Annotated in this window: 16 protein-coding genes; 6 read left to right on the top strand and 10 right to left on the bottom strand. The window is 66.0% G+C overall.

Annotated features, from left to right (window positions below):
* The first annotated feature begins 144 nt into the window (after positions 1–144).
* The 4 genes from QZ588_RS12115 (at position 145) to QZ588_RS12100 (ending at position 3,532) form a co-directional block, all read left to right on the top strand.
* The gene (locus QZ588_RS12115) at positions 145–297 is read left to right on the top strand and encodes a DUF5989 family protein (RefSeq protein ID WP_295543079.1); all 153 of its coding nucleotides are present in this window, start codon (positions 145–147) and stop codon (positions 295–297) included.
* A 62-nt stretch (positions 298–359) separates the two neighbouring features.
* On the top strand, positions 360–1,103 hold the full coding sequence (locus tag QZ588_RS12110) for a phosphatase PAP2 family protein (RefSeq protein ID WP_295543078.1): 744 nt from the start codon (positions 360–362) through the stop codon (positions 1,101–1,103).
* A 106-nt stretch (positions 1,104–1,209) separates the two neighbouring features.
* A complete protein-coding gene (locus tag QZ588_RS12105) occupies positions 1,210–1,923 on the top strand; it encodes a hypothetical protein (protein ID WP_295543077.1) in 714 nt (237 codons plus the stop codon).
* A 1-nt stretch (position 1,924) separates the two neighbouring features.
* A complete protein-coding gene (locus tag QZ588_RS12100; protein ID WP_295543076.1) occupies positions 1,925–3,532 on the top strand; it encodes a glycosyltransferase family 39 protein in 1,608 nt (535 codons plus the stop codon).
* Here the strand turns inward: QZ588_RS12100 and QZ588_RS12095 are convergent.
* The 10 genes from QZ588_RS12095 to QZ588_RS12050 form a co-directional block, all read right to left on the bottom strand.
* Entirely contained in the window at positions 3,529–4,290 is a 762-nt protein-coding gene (locus QZ588_RS12095; protein ID WP_295543075.1) for a queuosine precursor transporter, read from the bottom strand. The two genes, QZ588_RS12100 and QZ588_RS12095, sit on opposite strands and share 4 nt — an antisense overlap.
* 155 nt (positions 4,291–4,445) lie before the next feature.
* A complete protein-coding gene (dcd, locus tag QZ588_RS12090; protein ID WP_295543073.1) occupies positions 4,446–5,015 on the bottom strand; it encodes a dCTP deaminase in 570 nt (189 codons plus the stop codon).
* Positions 5,016–5,120: 105 nt separating this feature from the next.
* Positions 5,121–6,335: a lytic transglycosylase domain-containing protein gene (locus QZ588_RS12085; protein WP_295543071.1), complete on the bottom strand. Its 1,215-nt coding sequence runs from the start codon at positions 6,333–6,335 to the stop codon at positions 5,121–5,123.
* A 380-nt stretch (positions 6,336–6,715) separates the two neighbouring features.
* On the bottom strand, positions 6,716–7,084 hold the full coding sequence (locus QZ588_RS12080; protein ID WP_295543069.1) for a helix-turn-helix transcriptional regulator: 369 nt from the start codon (positions 7,082–7,084) through the stop codon (positions 6,716–6,718).
* 374 nt (positions 7,085–7,458) lie between these two features.
* Positions 7,459–8,439 (bottom strand): LysR family transcriptional regulator, encoded by a 981-nt coding sequence (locus tag QZ588_RS12075; RefSeq protein ID WP_295543067.1) that lies wholly within the window; start codon positions 8,437–8,439, stop codon positions 7,459–7,461.
* Between the two features lie 212 nt (positions 8,440–8,651).
* Positions 8,652–9,824, bottom strand: coding sequence for a twin-arginine translocase subunit TatC (tatC, locus tag QZ588_RS12070; protein ID WP_295543065.1), 1,173 nt, complete (start codon positions 9,822–9,824; stop codon positions 8,652–8,654).
* 165 nt (positions 9,825–9,989) lie between these two features.
* Entirely contained in the window at positions 9,990–10,370 is a 381-nt protein-coding gene (tatB, locus tag QZ588_RS12065; RefSeq protein WP_295543062.1) for a Sec-independent protein translocase protein TatB, read from the bottom strand.
* A 133-nt stretch (positions 10,371–10,503) separates the two neighbouring features.
* The gene (gene tatA, locus QZ588_RS12060; RefSeq protein ID WP_295543060.1) at positions 10,504–10,779 is read right to left on the bottom strand and encodes a Sec-independent protein translocase subunit TatA; all 276 of its coding nucleotides are present in this window, start codon (positions 10,777–10,779) and stop codon (positions 10,504–10,506) included.
* Between the two features lie 183 nt (positions 10,780–10,962).
* Positions 10,963–11,280, bottom strand: coding sequence for a phosphoribosyl-ATP diphosphatase (locus QZ588_RS12055; protein WP_295543058.1), 318 nt, complete (start codon positions 11,278–11,280; stop codon positions 10,963–10,965).
* 150 nt (positions 11,281–11,430) lie between these two features.
* On the bottom strand, positions 11,431–12,249 hold the full coding sequence (locus QZ588_RS12050) for an NAD(+)--dinitrogen-reductase ADP-D-ribosyltransferase (RefSeq protein WP_295543056.1): 819 nt from the start codon (positions 12,247–12,249) through the stop codon (positions 11,431–11,433).
* Positions 12,250–12,465: 216 nt separating this feature from the next.
* Here QZ588_RS12050 and nifH point away from each other — a divergent pair, with 216 nt between their 5' ends.
* The gene (gene nifH / locus QZ588_RS12045) at positions 12,466–13,347 is read left to right on the top strand and encodes a nitrogenase iron protein (protein ID WP_295543054.1); all 882 of its coding nucleotides are present in this window, start codon (positions 12,466–12,468) and stop codon (positions 13,345–13,347) included.
* A gap of 159 nt (positions 13,348–13,506) precedes the next feature.
* Positions 13,507–14,840: nitrogenase molybdenum-iron protein alpha chain (gene nifD, locus QZ588_RS12040; protein ID WP_295543052.1), on the top strand; the 1,334-nt coding region annotated here is incomplete at its 3' end.

Below are 14,840 nucleotides of genomic sequence, written 5' to 3'. Positions count from 1 at the left end.
GTGTCGGCCGCGCCTGCGGGGCAGGTAAGCGCCATACCCAGGGATATTCCTAAACGGCTAGACTGCGCGCCGATGCCGTCGCGGAGTCACGAACGTCGCCGGCGCGATCCAACGCCGCCCCCACGAGAACAGAACATTCGACCCATGCTGGAACTGCTCAAAGACCTCTGGGGCTTCATGCGCGAGCGCAAGAAGTTCTGGCTCGCGCCCATTATCCTGGTGCTGTTGCTGCTCGGCGCGTTGATCGTGCTCGCCCAGGGCTCGGCGGTGGCACCGTTCATTTACACCCTGTTCTGATGGCGCACGTCGCAGAGACCGGTGATGCGAGGGTACCGGCAACGCCCGCCGGGGACGCTGGCGTGAGTCGCCGCGAGCCGCGCTGGCTCGCCCCTTGGCGGGCGCGTATTGCCGGGATTCCGCTGGGCTGGCTGATCCTGTTCCTCGCCTTCGCCAACCTGACGCTGGCCTATCCGCAACTGGACCTGGTGGTGGCCCGCCTGTTCTACAGCCCCGGCGTCGGGTTCCCGGCCCTGGGCCAGCCCTGGGAGCGGCTGCTGTATCACTCGGTGGAAGTGCTGATGGTGGTGGGCAACTTCGCGCTGGTGGGGATCTGGCTGATCAATCGGCGCCGCCGCCGGCGGCTGCTCGGGCTCACGGGCCGTAAGCTCGCCTTGCTGTTGTGCCTGCTCGCACTGGTGCCGGGGCTTTTGGTCAACCAGGTCTTCAAGGAGCACTGGGGGCGGGCGCGTCCGGTGCAGGTCGCACAGTTCGGCGGCACACAGGCCTTCACGCCGGCCTTCGTCTACACCGGCGGCAGCGGCGGTGCCTTTAGCTCCGGCCATGTCGCCGCGGCGGCCTACGTCATCGCCGCAGCGCATGTGTTGGCCGGACCGCGCTCGCCCTGGGTCATGCTGGCGGTGCTCTACACGGCGCTGGTGGCCCTCGCGCGCATGGCCGCCGGCGGGCATTTTCTCAGTGACACGATGACGTCGGTGTTTCTCGTGCTCCTGGGCTACCTGGCGCTGCGGCGGCTCATCTGCCGCCACCGCGGCGGTGACACGCCGGTGGCCCGCGATTGGGCTTCGGATTCCGCCGCGACGTAACGTCTGTGCGACAATTGGCGGTCGGTCAGACCATAGCGCAGACCGACAGCCGGGCGATCGGAACCCACACCACAGCGGAGCAGCTGCGTTGAGCACAGGATTGGCGTTGAGCAGAGGGTTTGGATTGCGGGCACCGATGGTGTCGGCGGCGGCCCTGTTGGCTGCGGCGCTCACGGGCGGCTGTGCGGCCACCGACGACGGCGCCTTGGGCGAGCGTCTGCGCGCACACGCCATCGCCGGCGACTTCAATGCCATTGCCGTCACCAACATCCGGTGTAATGCCGCCACCGAGGCCTGCGCCAAAAGTCATGCCGTCAAGGGCGATGCGTGTCTCAGGCTGGCCATCCAGCAACCACCGGACGCATCGCTGCGCGATTCCCGCGTCCAGGCGTTGCTGGACTGCGCCGAGCGGGGCTATCGCAAGGCGCTGGCGTTACAGCCGGATCGCGGCGCCCGGAGCCGCACCTCCTACCACGGCGGCCTGCTGCTGACGCTGAGCGAGCGCCGCAACCGGATGGACAACGTCGGCGCACAACAACTACACCAGCAGAACGAGAAGCTGCTGATCGCCACCCGGGACACCCGCCGCGAGGCGCCCGACAGCGCGCTCGGGTTTCTGTACGGGGCCTCGGCGCACCTCTACCGGACAACGCTGAGGCCGCCGGATCGCGAGCGCTGCAATGACCTGCGACAGGCAGAGGCCATGCTGAAGCGCTCACCAGCACCGCCACATGCGCTCGCCGACGAGCATCGTCGCATGCGCTCGCTGGTTCAACGGCAGTTGCGCGAAAACGACTGCCCACCGCAGCGCAGCATCTAGCATGCTCAGGACACATCAGCAGCCGCGCGTGCCCACGCGGGGCACGCCTGCCCGGGCGCTCGCGCCGGCACTGGCGCTGCTGCTGGGCATCACGTTGTGGCGCCTGTGGGCGGCTGCCACGGTGCCGGTGACCCAGGATGAGGCCTACTATTTCCATTGGGCCCGATCCCTGGCCTGGGGCTATTTCGACCATCCCCCGGGTGTGGCCCTGCTGGGACTGGGCACGCGGCTGGCGCCGGCATCGGTCTTCATGGCCCGCCTGGGTGCAGTGCTCGCCGGGCTGCTGACGCTGATGGTGCTGTGGCGCTTCTACGCGGCGCTCGGGCTGGATCGAGGCAAGGGCTTGCTGTTGGCGCTGGTGCTGGCCGCCGCAACGGCGCCCGGGCTCATCGCAGGGGTCATTACGACGCCGGATACGGTCCTCGCCCTGTGCTGGGCACTGGCACTGCACGAGGCGCTGGCGGCGCTGCGCGGGTCGCGCCGACGTTGGCTCACGGCCGGTATCGCCACTGGACTCGGCCTCCTGGGCAAGTACAGCATGGCCATGATCGGTCCGGTATTCCTCTGGGCGATACTGGCGGCGGATCGGCGCGCCCTGCGGACCCCCTGGCCCTATCTCGGCGGACTCCTGGCCTTGCTGGTGTTTTTGCCGCACCTGGCATGGAATGCCGAGCACGATTGGCTGAGCCTGCGTTTCCAGCTCGGCCACGGACTCGCCACCGAGCTCGGCAGCTTCGACCTCGCCGCCGGCGGGCTGCCGGCGGCCATCGGCGCACAGTCCTATACGCCATCCGGCAGCGCTCCCATGACGGCGCTGGAGCGGCTCGCGCAGCTTGTCACCTTCTTCGCGACCCAGCTCGCGTTCTGGGGGCTGCTCTTGTGGCCCCTCGGCGTTGCGCTCTGGCGGGGCGGCGCGAAGCAAGCGCTCACCGGCGTCTTCGACACCCCGGCTCGGGCGTTGGTGACGGCTGGGGCCCTGGTTCCCCTCGGGCTGTTCGGCATGTTGTCGCTCACCAGCGACGTCGAGGCCAACTGGTCGGCGCTCTATCTCGTCTCGGCGGTGCCCTTGGCTGCGGTGGTGCTGCGTGCGCTGGGGCGATGGGTGTTACTGGCCGCCGCGGGCAATCTGCTGCTGGTGAGCCTCTACGCCTTCCATGCGGCCACGGCCGCGCTGCCGCTGCCGGATGCGGCTCAGCGCATCCTGCGTGAGAGCTATGGCTACCCGGCCCTGGCCGAGTACGTGCAAACGCTGGGTAAGCCCGTGTTCGCGGATCGCTATCCCTTCGTCGCCATGCTGAATTTCCATGCCCCCGAGCTGGCGGTGGGGCAATGGCCGAACATCGCCCGGCCATCGGAGTACAGCCGCGGGCGCCTGGTGGCGCCGCCCCCACAGTCGGCACTCGAGGCGACGGGGTTTTGGTTGGTCGCCTACAGATTCGGCCCACCGCAGATCCCGGGCTTCCGTGCCATCGAGACCCGCAGCCTCTTCCAATGCCAGGGTCAGCCGCTGCAGGTCGTCGACGGCGGTGCCCCCTGGAGTGCCGCCGGTTGCAGTGATCCCATTCAAGCCTGGCGGTTGTATCACTACGTCGCCGCCGGGGCCGGCTAAGCGGCGGCGGCCCGGGCCTTGAGCTCCGCCGCCCGCGCGGGGCCAAGGAAGCGCTCGATGCGGGCACGCGCATAGTAGATCACGGGCGTCAGGGCCAGGGCGGCGCCGAATTTGTAGAGATAGTTGACGGTGCCAACGGCGAGGAACAACGACAGCGGCCATTGCTGGGGCCCGAGCACGAAGGCGATGTACAGCACCACGAAGCTGTCCACCAGCTGCGAGACCAGGGTCGAGCCGGTGGCCCGCAGCCAGATGAAGCGCTCGCCCGTGAGCCGACGCACGCGGTGGAATACGGCGACATCGATGAGCTGGCCGATGAGGAAGGCGACGACGGAGCCGGCGATGGTCCACAGCCCCTGGCCGAAGATGACCGCAAAGGCCGTTTGCATGTTCGCCACGCCACGCTCCTGCGAGATACCCACCCACCACTCGGCCGGCGCCAGCCCAATGGCCACGTAGGCGAAGAAGAAGGCGTAGATGATGAGGCCAACGGTGAGGTACGAGATGAAGCGTACGCCGCGCTGGCCGAAGTATTCGTTGATGATGTCGGTCATCACGAAGACCACGGGCCAGAGCAGCACGCCAGCGGTGAAACTGAGCGAGCCCTGCTCGCCGAATAGATTCCAGTTGAGGGGCTCCTGGCCCAAAGTGGCCTCGAGGGCGAAGATCTTGATGCCGATGAATTCGGCAATCAGGGCGTTGCAGACGAAAAAGCCGCCGAGGACGACGAACAGCGCGGTGGGGCGATCGTTGGGCATGGGCGCTAGGGGGAGGCGCTGGGGGGAATCTGGGGGGCCTGAAGCGGCCGCTTGGAAGTCCCGTCAGTCAATGCTGTTGCGCGGGGCAAGCATCGTGGCGTGTCTCGGGCGCGGTCACCCGCCGGAGCTCGCTCTCCTCCCGCGATCTTTGCCTGTCAAGGCTTCGGCAGCGTGACGCCCCGTTGGTTCTGGTACTTGCCGCCGCGATCGCGGTAGGAGGTCTCGCAGGGCTCGTCCGACTCGAGGAAGAGGATTTGCGCCACACCTTCGTGGGCGTAGATCTTCGCCGGCAGCGGCGTCGTGTTGGAGAACTCCAGGGTCACGTGCCCTTCCCATTCGGGCTCCAGCGGCGTCACGTTGACGATAATGCCGCAGCGTGCGTAGGTGGATTTACCGAGGCAGATGGTCAGGACGTTGCGCGGGATACGCAGATACTCCACCGTGCGGGCGAGGGCGAAAGAATTCGGCGGGATGATGCAGACATCGGCTTTGATGTCCACGAAGCTCGAGGAATCGAACTGCTTCGGGTCCACCACCGCCGAGTTGATGTTGGTGAAAATCTTGAATTCGTCGGCACAGCGAATGTCGTAGCCGTAACTCGACGTGCCGTATGAGATGACGTGGCCACCGCCGGCGTGCTCGCGCACCTGTGCGGGCTCGAAGGGATCGATCAGCCGGTGCGCTGCGGCCATGCGGCGAATCCAACGATCGGACTTGATGGCCATAGGCGGATCAACCGGAAGATTCGATGCATGTGAGCCGGGCGCTCACCCGGTGACGGGGACGAGCAAGCGGGCAACGGCCGGGCCGGATCGCATCGGTCATGGCCATCAGAAGGTACTGGCGTCGGAGCCGCCCCCGGTGGCGCGGTGAGCATCGGCGGGCACCCAGACGGTGGTGCCAGCCGGCACGGGCCGCGCGCCGTTTCGCACCGGATCGAGCCAGGCGCGGTTACGGTCGACCAGGATGGAGTGTGGCACGCGGTACTGGAGGGCCAGGTCGTCGAGACTCTTGGCGAAGCGCAGCCGCACGGGCTCATCGTTCAGCGGCGCCTGATAGCGAATGCCTTCGGGGAAATAGACCTCGGCGTTGTTGGCCACATGGCGCGCGGCGAGGAATTGCGCGTAGAAGTTGCGTGATGCGAAACCGAAGTAACGTCCGTCGTACTCGCGCACGATGCGCACGAAGTCCGTGCCGTGGCTCGCCTTTGCCCGCTGCATGCCGCCCAGGCCGTGGTTGTAGGAGGTGAGCGCCAGCGGCCAGTCGTGCAGCTTGGCGTAGGAGTTCTTGAGATACCTGGCGGCGGCATCCGCGGCGATGACAGGGTCCAGACGCTCGTCGATCACGCCATTGACGGTCATGTAGCTGCCGCCCGTGGAACGGATGAACTGCCACATGCCGGAGGCCCCGGCACTGGAGCGCGCGTTCGCGACGAAAGAAGACTCGACATGCGGCAGCAGCGCCAGGTCTTCTGGCAAGCCATGGCGCCGGAACACGTCCCGGAAGACGGGGAGCCAGCGGCCGCTGCGCTCCAGGCCGGCGTAATAGCGCTCGCGCACACCGCGCTGGCTGCGCACCCGCTCGGCGGCGCCGAATACAGCGCCCGGGCCACCCGCGCGCTCGAGCTTGTCGCGCAGCGCGCGCTGTTCGGGGCTGAGCGCGGCCTTGGCTGCGATCTGGCGCTCGAGCGTCCGCAGCCGCTCGCTCCAGCGCTCACGCAGTGCGCGAACGAACGCGCGCTGCGCGGGCGTATAGATGCCCTCGATCGGCCCCGGCAGCGTGGCTTCCTGATAGACCACGGCCATGTAGCGATCGTCGTGGATGACGACCGTGTCCCGGCTCCAACGCGTATAGACGTTCTTCCAAAAGTCGACGTTGGCCTCGAGACCCGCCGGCAGTGGGAAGTCGGCCGACGGCGCATAGGGCGGGTCCGCCCGACGCGCTGAGCCGGCACAGCCGACGAGCACCGTGCTCAGCAGCACGATGTAAATGCACAACCGCAGGCGTGCCAGATGGGGCTGCCGACGGGGATACGCTTCAACCATCTTGGGTCGCTCTGCCTGATGCCGTGCGCGTGAGGCGGTGGACCCGGTCTGCTGTCGCGTGCAGGTCTCCCGCTGATCGGCGCCACTGTAATCGGCGACGGACATCGGGTAAAGGCCCGATCGCACGGGGCCCCCGGGGCGGCGTGGCGCGCGCTCACTCGCCGCGCGCAACGTGATGGACGGCGGCGGTTGCGGCTGCGGTGCAAGGCCGTTTTCGCGAGCCGGCCCGCGACACCCGACTGATGGTCCGGGCTGCCGGGACCGAACGCTCGCTGGCGACGCGCTGAATGGTACAGGCGCGCGATCATCCGGGTGGCAGGATCAAGCAGCCATCGGGATGATCGGTTGAGCGCGGCCGTGGCCGCGGCGAATGGACGACGTCAGCTGGTGGCCACGGGGTCGTCTACGACGGTGCTATCCAGCTCCCGGTGACCTTGGGACTCTGCCACCTGCAGGATGACGAAGCGCCCGCGGTCGTCTGTCTTGCGATAGCGCTGAAGCAGCTGCCATTCTTCCTGCGACAGCGGCGACGTGTCATCCAGACAGAGCAGGTAGGCCGGTGTGATCCCATCGAGGGCTTCGGAGAGCTCCTGGGCCTCCTCGATTCCCATGCGACGAATACCCTGCTCGTAGTTGCTGATACGCGACTTCGAGAGAGTACGGGTTCGCGACGCGAGCTCGGATAGGCTGTATTGATGGGCCAGGCGCACAGCTCGCAGGCGTTGGCCGATCTGTTTGTTCAGTGTCATTGGCGTAGGTTAATGAAGATGGCTACAAAATTGGTACACATCAGGCACGAAATTTGCTCGCTGAAACGTCACTTTAGCACACTTTTTGTGCCGTAAGTCCGCAATTACCGGGCAAAACACCTGTTGTGCCATGATTATCAGGATCGCATCTTTCCGCGTTAGATGCCCCACTTGCCGCGTCGACCAGGCCACGCGTCCGAATCGCGCCTTCGGGCCATGGCCTGGGGGCTTGCCCTGGAGCCACACCCCCGGCCCATCGAGCCATCTCTTACAGGGGCTCTTGTCGGTGCGCATGTCGGGGACCGTGCTCGCCGGTGTGATCATGGCTGCACCAAGCCGACTTCGGCTACACAATCTTGCACCAACCAGAGTGCTCAGCCCATCAGGCCGTCCCCGAGATCGCCCTCGCCACGACGCTGACGACCCAAACGATCCCGCGGCTCACCGGGGAACACGAGATCCATGACCTCCTGAAAACGCTTGGTCTGCGGCGACAAAAATTTGCCGCGCCGCAGCACGATACCGTAGCTGCGTTTTGGGAAATAACGCTCCAGCGGTATCCGCCCGAGACGCTCGCGGCCGGTCAGACAGAGATCCGTGACGACCGAGATGCCGAGTCCGAGCTCCACGTACTTTTTGATCACTTCCCAGCCCCCAGCCTCCAGCGTCACCTTGTAGTCCAGCTCCTGCTGGCGGAACATCAGGTCTACCATGCGCCAGGTACTGAGGTGACGCGGGGGCAGGATGAGCCCGTGCTCGGCGATTTCCGCGAGGGTGACATCCTGTTTGTCGGCGAGCGGATGATCTTTCGGTGTGATGAGCGTCGGCGTGTAGGTCACCACGGGTCGATAGGTGATGTCGTCCGGCACCTCCAGCATCGAGCCCACCGCCATATCGACGGCATCCGCGCGCAGCATCTCCAGACCGTCCCGGCCGGTGACATTGTGCAGGCGCAGATCGATACCCGGGTACTGACCGACGAAGCGGCGTACGGGCTCGGGCAGGATGTAGAGAATGGTCGCCTCGCCGGCGGCGATGTCGAGGCTCCCCTGATCGACGCGTCCGCAGTGCACGGCGAAGGTCTCGTGCAGCTTGTCCATGCCTTCAACCAGAGGCTGCGCCAGTTCGTACAACAGCTCGCCTTCGGGTGTCAGGCGGATCTTCGGACCGCGGCGCTCGAACAGCACCGTATCCAGCTCCCGCTCCAGCGCCTGGATCTGCAGGGAGACCGTCGGTTGACTGAGAAAGATCTTCTCCGCCGCCGCGCTGACGCTCCCGGTGCGTGCGGCATGACAAAAGGCCCGCAACTGCTTGAGCCGGTTCTGCTTGTAATGGATCTGCTGCGGCGTGGCCATCGATACCCACCTACGTGGAGCTCTCGTTATGCGGCTGCCCGGAACGCGCGTGTCCGGCGCGCCGTGGGTTTCGTCCAACGGGACGTCTGGGCGCCAGCCATCCAAGCGCCGCAAACGACGGCGAGCGCCGGGCGGTGGTGCGGCCCTGCCCGACCAGCCCCCAGCCGACCAGAAGCGGCCACAGCGGGCCATCGTGCCCGCGTCATGTGCTGTTAGTCCTGATCGAGATCCGCAAGGATGTTGCGTGCGACGCGACGCTGATCGGCATCGCCCTCTTCGAGCACCAGGTACAGCAGGGTGCGGGCCGATGCGGTGTCACCCTCGGCGCGGCGCTCGTTGGCGCTGCGCAGCAACGCCTCGATGCGCGCCTGCGCGCTATCCTGCGTCACCGGCGCCGCCGCATCGGCGGCCTCTTCGGCCTCGATGGCGTCGAGCTCGGCCTCCATTTCTTCCTCGGTCATGGGGCGGTAGCGTCCGGACTCCTCCATCTGTCCGCCGTCGATTTCCCGGCCCACCTCGACGGCGCCGCCCGCGGGTCCGGGCGTCGGCCGGCCATCGCCTTGGCTGTCATTGCGGCTCATGCCAGCGCCGTCTGCGCCGCTCTCGGGGGCCAGTGCCGGCGTCGCAGCGGGCTGACGCTTGTCGAACCAGCGCGAAAAGAAGATGCCGGCTTCGAACAGCAGCCACATGGGGATAGCGAGCAGGGTCTGGCTGACCACATCCGGCGGTGTCAGCAACATGCCGGCGACGAAGACGCCGACGATCACATAGGGCCGCTTTTGCGCCAGTGCCTTGGGCGTTGTCGCACCGACCGCCACGAGCAGGATGGTTGCGATGGGGATCTCAAAGGCGACCCCGAAGGCGAAAAAGAGCTTCAGCACGAATTCCAGGTAGAACGCGATGTCCGGCATCTGCGCGACGCCCTCGGGCGTCACCGCAGTGAAGAAGCGGAACACCAGCGGGAAGACCACGAAATACGCGAAGGCCATGCCCAGGTAGAAGAGCACGATGCTCGATGACACCAGCGGCAGCGCGAGGCGCTTCTCGTGGGTGTAGAGCCCCGGCGCCACAAAGGCCCAGAACTGATAGAGGAGGTAGGGCATGGCGACGAACACCGCCGCCACCAGCGCCAGCTTGAAGGGTGTCAGGAAGGGCGACGCCACTTGCGTGGCGATCATCTGCGAGCCCTCAGGCAGCTGCGCCCGAATGGGTCCGGCGATGAAGGTGTAGATTTCGTTGGCGAACGGAAACAGCACCAGAAAGACCACGACGATGGCAATGACCATGCGCAGCAGCCGGTCGCGCAGCTCCGTGAGGTGCGACATGAACGGCTGCTCGCCGCCGAGACCATCGTCGGTGTGATCCTGGGATTGCTGGGGATTCATGGTGCTGCCTCGGCGCCGTGGCGACGGCCCTTGACCGGACGCTGTGCGATGACTGATCCCCGGGCGGCCCATCGGCCCGCACCAACGCTGCCCGAGCCTCGGCCGACATGGGCTCGTGCCGCGGGGCGGGTTGGATCGGACTGTGCCGCGCGGGCGCTCTATAGCCTATGGACGGGTTGACTCGGGGGGGTCCCCACGGTGCTCCGGCGCGACGCCATCGATGCTTCGCGCCTCGGCCTGGTGCCCTGCTTGGCCAGACTTCGGGGCAGTCGCCTGTTTCGGCGGACTGCTGTCGTCATCGATGCTGCCGTCCACTTCGATGATCTGCTCCAGGGGATTGGAGGCCGATTGCTTACGCAGGACCTCTTTCAGCTCTTCGGCCTTGATCTCCCGGTCGATCTCGTCTTTCACCGACATGAAGGCACGACGCGCCCGTCCGGCCCACAGGCCGGCGGTGCGGGCGAGCTTCGGCAGACGCTCCGGACCCACCACAAGGAGCGCGACGACGCCGATCAGGATCAGTTCTAGTGCGCCGATGTCGAACATCGTTGTTGCTCAGCGTCGAGGCGCACAGCGGGCACGATGCGACCTTGCCGCGGGGCGGGCAGCAGGGCCGCGCACCGGGCGCCGGCTCGGTGACGAAGCAAGGGTTGCGGGCACAGCGCACATCGCTCCGCAATCAGACCTTCGGCTTGTCGGCATCGCTGCCCGTGCCGGCGTCACTGCCGGACGCGGCGCCGGTATCGGAATCCGCCGTACGCTCGGCCTTTTGATCTTCCAGTTGCTTGGACTCGTCGTCGCCGCCCTTGTTCGCATCACCCATCGCCGAGCGGAAGCCCTTCACGGCGCCGCCGAGATCGGACCCGATGTTGCGAAGTCGCTTGGTGCCGAACAACAGCAGCACGATGACCAGAATGATCAACAGCTGCCAAATACTGATACCACCCATACCCATTTCGACCTCCCAGCCCACCTGCGTCGGGTGAGCCTCGAACGTTCAGGAAAGCCGTGCACCCGGCAGATCGGGCCGCACGACCGCTCCCCATGATGTGCGGGCGCGCCCGCCGTCGGGTTAAAGACGCGCGATCATACCGTATTCGCGACCGGTCATGGGATCTACGTCACCCCGCTCGGCGGATCAGCCGCCGCGGCGTGCCTTCTCCTCGAGGCCGGAGAGTCCGAAGCGCTGCTCCAACTGCGCCAGCACCTGATCCGGGTGCAGACCCTGCTGCGCCAGCAGCACCAGCGTGTGAAACCACAGATCGGCCACCTCTGCCACCACGCGCTCGGGCGCGCCGTCCTTGGCGGCCATCACCGTCTCCGTCGCCTCTTCGCCCACCTTCTTGAGGACGGCATCCAAGCCCTTCGCATAGAGCTTGGCGACGTAAGAGGTCTCGGGGTCGGCGCTCTTGCGGGCTTCGAGCACATCGGCGAGGCGCGAGAGGATATCGGACATGGAAAGGCTCCGGGTCAAGGTGATGGAAGTCGCCACCGCCAGCGAGATCAGGCGCCGACGCGGGTGGCGCGCCGCGCTGGTAACCGCCCGCATCCGGCGCGCCACGTCCGGGGCATCACGCTGGCAGCCCCCGGGCCGGCACAAGCACACCTACAGCGTCCCGATGCGAACCGCATAGACACCGCCGATGATGACAAATTCATCCTCGCCCTTCAGCATCCCGGGCAGCAGCCCGTTGTAGCAGCAGATCTTGGGCAAGGGTACTTCGGCGGTAAGGATGTAGTCGCCGAACTCGTCGGCGCGCTCGCGATCGCTGGTGAAACTGTTCAGATTGTTCAGCAGCACCAGGCGCCCACCGTCGTCGCTGCGCCCCAGCAACTCGTGCGCTTCGAGGCGGTTACTGCCTCGGTAGAGCGTCAGATGCGTCTCTTCGGGATGCTGGCGGATGAGCTCGTACTGGCAGTAGGTGTAGAGCAGATCGAGCTGCGCCTCCAGCGCATTGGTGGCATACAGCCCATGGCTGGCGGCGGCCACATACTGCTGATAGGCCTCACTGCTCCTGCCGTCCAGCGGGCCCGCATGGTAGCGGGCACGCAGCCCGAAACGGGTCTCCACCCAGTGCTTGAGCACGGCGCCCTCGCGCCCGTCGGCATCGAATGACCAACCCCGCACCATGCGCAGATAGTTGGCGTTACGCCGGGACTTGCGCACCCGCCCCAGCGCAAGTCCCGCCTGCTCGAGATCGTCCAGGCAGAAATGCGCGGCCATGTAGTCCACGAACAGGGCCGCACGCTCGCGGTGGGACGCCACGGCCGCCAGCAGCACGAACAGCTCACGGTGGAAGGCCCGCACGCCGTCGAGCTCCAGCGGCACCGGGTGCGCTTGATAGGTGAGCCCGCCCAGGATCACCGCCGGCAGGTTGCAACGATTGAGGGGCAGGCGGGCTTGGCGCGGCAGGGTTGTCGTCATGGATACCGGGCATCTCCGGATGTTGCTACACCCACAAACTGTGGGTCTTTGTCGGCTATGCGACCATGGGTCAGCCGCGGACAAGATGTCATAACCCATTGAATTAAAAGAGACTAAAAATTCTCTGAGCGCCTGGCACGGCAACTGCTAGCTCCTGGGTGAACGCAACTTCATCCATCGCCCCATGCCGGGGCGACACAACCGGGAGACAGACCCATGGCACTGCGTCAATGCGCCATCTACGGTAAGGGCGGCATCGGTAAATCCACCACCACCCAGAATCTCGTGTCCGGCCTCGCCGAGCTCGGCAAGAAGGTCATGATCGTCGGCTGCGACCCGAAGGCCGACTCCACCCGCCTGATCCTGCATGCCAAGGCGCAGGAGACCATTATGCACCTTGCCGCCAGTGCCGGCTCGGTGGAAGACCTGGAGCTCGAAGACGTGCTGCGCACCGGCTACGCCGACATCAAGTGCGTCGAGTCCGGCGGCCCCGAGCCGGGTGTCGGCTGCGCCGGCCGTGGCGTCATCACCGCCATCAACTTCCTGGAAGAGGAAGGCGCCTATGACGAGGAACTGGACTTCGTCTTCTACGACGTGCTCGGCGACGTGGTCTGCGGCGGCTTCGCCATGCCGATTCGTGAGAACAAGGCGCAGGAGATCTACATCGTCGTCTCCGGCGAGATGATGGCCATGTACGCGGCCAATAACATCTCCAAGGGCATCGTCAAGTACGCCAGCTCCGGCGGCGTGCGCCTGGCGGGCCTCATCTGCAACAGCCGCAACACCGCGCGCGAGGACGAGCTGATCATGGAGCTGGCGCGCCAGCTCGGCACCCAGATGATCCACTTCGTGCCCCGCGACAACGTCGTGCAGCGCGCCGAGATCCGCCGCATGACGGTCATCGAATACGACCCGAAGTCCAAGCAGGCGGACGAGTACCGCACGCTGGCGCGGAAGATCATCGACAACACGAACTTCGTCGTCCCGACGCCGATCTCGATGGATGCCCTCGAGGATCTGCTGATGGACTTCGGCCTCATGGACGAAGAGGACGAGAGCATCGTCGGTAAGACCGCCCAGGAAGAGGCCGTCGCTTAAACGGCATCGAGCCCCGGCTGGTGGCCGTTGCCGACGGCTGCCGGGGCCGCATGCCCCCTCTCCCCTTATCTCTCTCCCGGAGGGGAGAGGGACCCTACTGGTTCTTCACCGCGCGACCGTCCGCGGATTGGCGGCGGCGCCGACACGAGGAAAGCCGACATGGCAGCAATGACCCGCGAAGAGACCCAAGCCCTCATCCAGGAGGTGCTCGAGGTCTATCCCGAGAAGGCGAAGCAAGACCGCGCCAAGCATCTGGCCGTCAACGACCAGAGCGTGGAGCAATCGAAGAAGTGCATCACCTCCAACCGCAAGTCCCAGCCCGGTGTCATGACCATCCGCGGCTGCGCCTACGCCGGCTCCAAGGGCGTGGTCTGGGGCCCCATCAAGGACATGGTGCACATCTCCCACGGCCCGGTGGGCTGCGGCCAGTACTCGCGTGCCGGTCGGCGCAACTACTACGTCGGCTACACCGGCGTGAACACCTTCGGCACCATGAACTTCACCTCCGACTTCCAGGAGAAGGACATCGTCTTCGGCGGTGACAAGAAGCTCGACAAGCTCATCGACGAGATCGACCAGCTGTTCCCGCTGGCCAAGGGCGTGTCGGTGCAGTCCGAGTGCCCCATCGGCCTCATCGGCGACGACATCGAGTCGGTGTCGAAGAAGAAGACCGCGGAGCTCGAGAAGCCGGTGGTGCCCGTGCGCTGCGAGGGCTTCCGCGGTGTGTCGCAGTCCCTCGGTCATCACATCGCCAACGACGCCATCCGCGATCACGTGCTGCACAACCGCGACACGGACAGCAGCTTCGAGAGCACGCCCTACGACGTCGCCATCATCGGCGACTACAACATCGGCGGCGACGCCTGGTCCTCGCGCATCCTGCTGGAGGAAATGGGCCTGCGCGTGGTAGCCCAGTGGTCCGGCGATGGCACGCTGAGCGAAATGGAACTGACGCCCAAGGTCAAGCTCAACCTCATCCATTGCTACCGGTCGATGAACTACATCAGCCGGCACATGGAGGAGCAGTACGGCATTCCGTGGATGGAGTACAACCTGTTCGGCCCGACCAAGATCGCCGAGAGCCTGCGCGCCATCGCCGAGCGCTTCGACGACACGATCAAGGCCGGCGCCGAGCGCGTCATCGCCAAGTACCAGGCCGAGTACGACGCGGTCATCGCCAAGTATCGCCCGCGGCTCGAAGGCAAGCGGGTCATGCTCTACGTCGGCGGCCTGCGTCCGCGCCACATCATCGGCGCCTACGAAGACCTCGGCATGGAAGTGGTCGGCACCGGCTACGAGTTCGCCCACAACGACGACTACGACCGCACCATGAAGGAGATGGGCAACGCCACGCTGCTCTACGACGATGTCACCGGCTATGAGTTCGAAGAGTTCGTCAAGCGCGTCAAGCCTGATCTCATCGGCTCCGGCATCAAAGAGAAGTACATCTTCCAGAAGATGGGTGTGCCGTTCCGGCAGATGCACTCCTGGGA

This window comes from uncultured Thiohalocapsa sp. (assembly GCF_913062725.1).
Classification (GTDB): Bacteria; Pseudomonadota; Gammaproteobacteria; order Chromatiales; family Chromatiaceae; genus Thiohalocapsa.
The sequence above is the reverse complement of the archived record's forward strand: the minus strand, read 5'-3'. Positions and strand labels throughout refer to the sequence as shown.

Excerpts from the sequence above, each read along its gene's own strand:
- dcd (WP_295543073.1), bottom strand. The coding sequence starts at position 5,015 with ATGGCCATCAAGTCCGATCGTTGGATTCGCCGCATGGCCGCAGCGCAC.
- QZ588_RS12055 (WP_295543058.1), bottom strand. The coding sequence starts at position 11,280 with ATGTCCGATATCCTCTCGCGCCTCGCCGATGTGCTCGAAGCCCGCAAG.
- QZ588_RS12115 (WP_295543079.1), top strand. The coding sequence starts at position 145 with ATGCTGGAACTGCTCAAAGACCTCTGGGGCTTCATGCGCGAGCGCAAG.
- QZ588_RS12075 (WP_295543067.1), bottom strand. The coding sequence starts at position 8,439 with ATGGCCACGCCGCAGCAGATCCATTACAAGCAGAACCGGCTCAAGCAG.
- QZ588_RS12050 (WP_295543056.1), bottom strand. The coding sequence starts at position 12,249 with ATGACGACAACCCTGCCGCGCCAAGCCCGCCTGCCCCTCAATCGTTGC.
- QZ588_RS12095 (WP_295543075.1), bottom strand. The coding sequence starts at position 4,290 with ATGCCCAACGATCGCCCCACCGCGCTGTTCGTCGTCCTCGGCGGCTTT.
- nifH (WP_295543054.1), top strand. The coding sequence starts at position 12,466 with ATGGCACTGCGTCAATGCGCCATCTACGGTAAGGGCGGCATCGGTAAA.
- tatC (WP_295543065.1), bottom strand. The coding sequence starts at position 9,824 with ATGAATCCCCAGCAATCCCAGGATCACACCGACGATGGTCTCGGCGGC.
- tatB (WP_295543062.1), bottom strand. The coding sequence starts at position 10,370 with ATGTTCGACATCGGCGCACTAGAACTGATCCTGATCGGCGTCGTCGCG.
- QZ588_RS12085 (WP_295543071.1), bottom strand. The coding sequence starts at position 6,335 with ATGGTTGAAGCGTATCCCCGTCGGCAGCCCCATCTGGCACGCCTGCGG.
- QZ588_RS12100 (WP_295543076.1), top strand. The coding sequence starts at position 1,925 with ATGCTCAGGACACATCAGCAGCCGCGCGTGCCCACGCGGGGCACGCCT.
- QZ588_RS12080 (WP_295543069.1), bottom strand. The coding sequence starts at position 7,084 with ATGACACTGAACAAACAGATCGGCCAACGCCTGCGAGCTGTGCGCCTG.
- tatA (WP_295543060.1), bottom strand. The coding sequence starts at position 10,779 with ATGGGTATGGGTGGTATCAGTATTTGGCAGCTGTTGATCATTCTGGTC.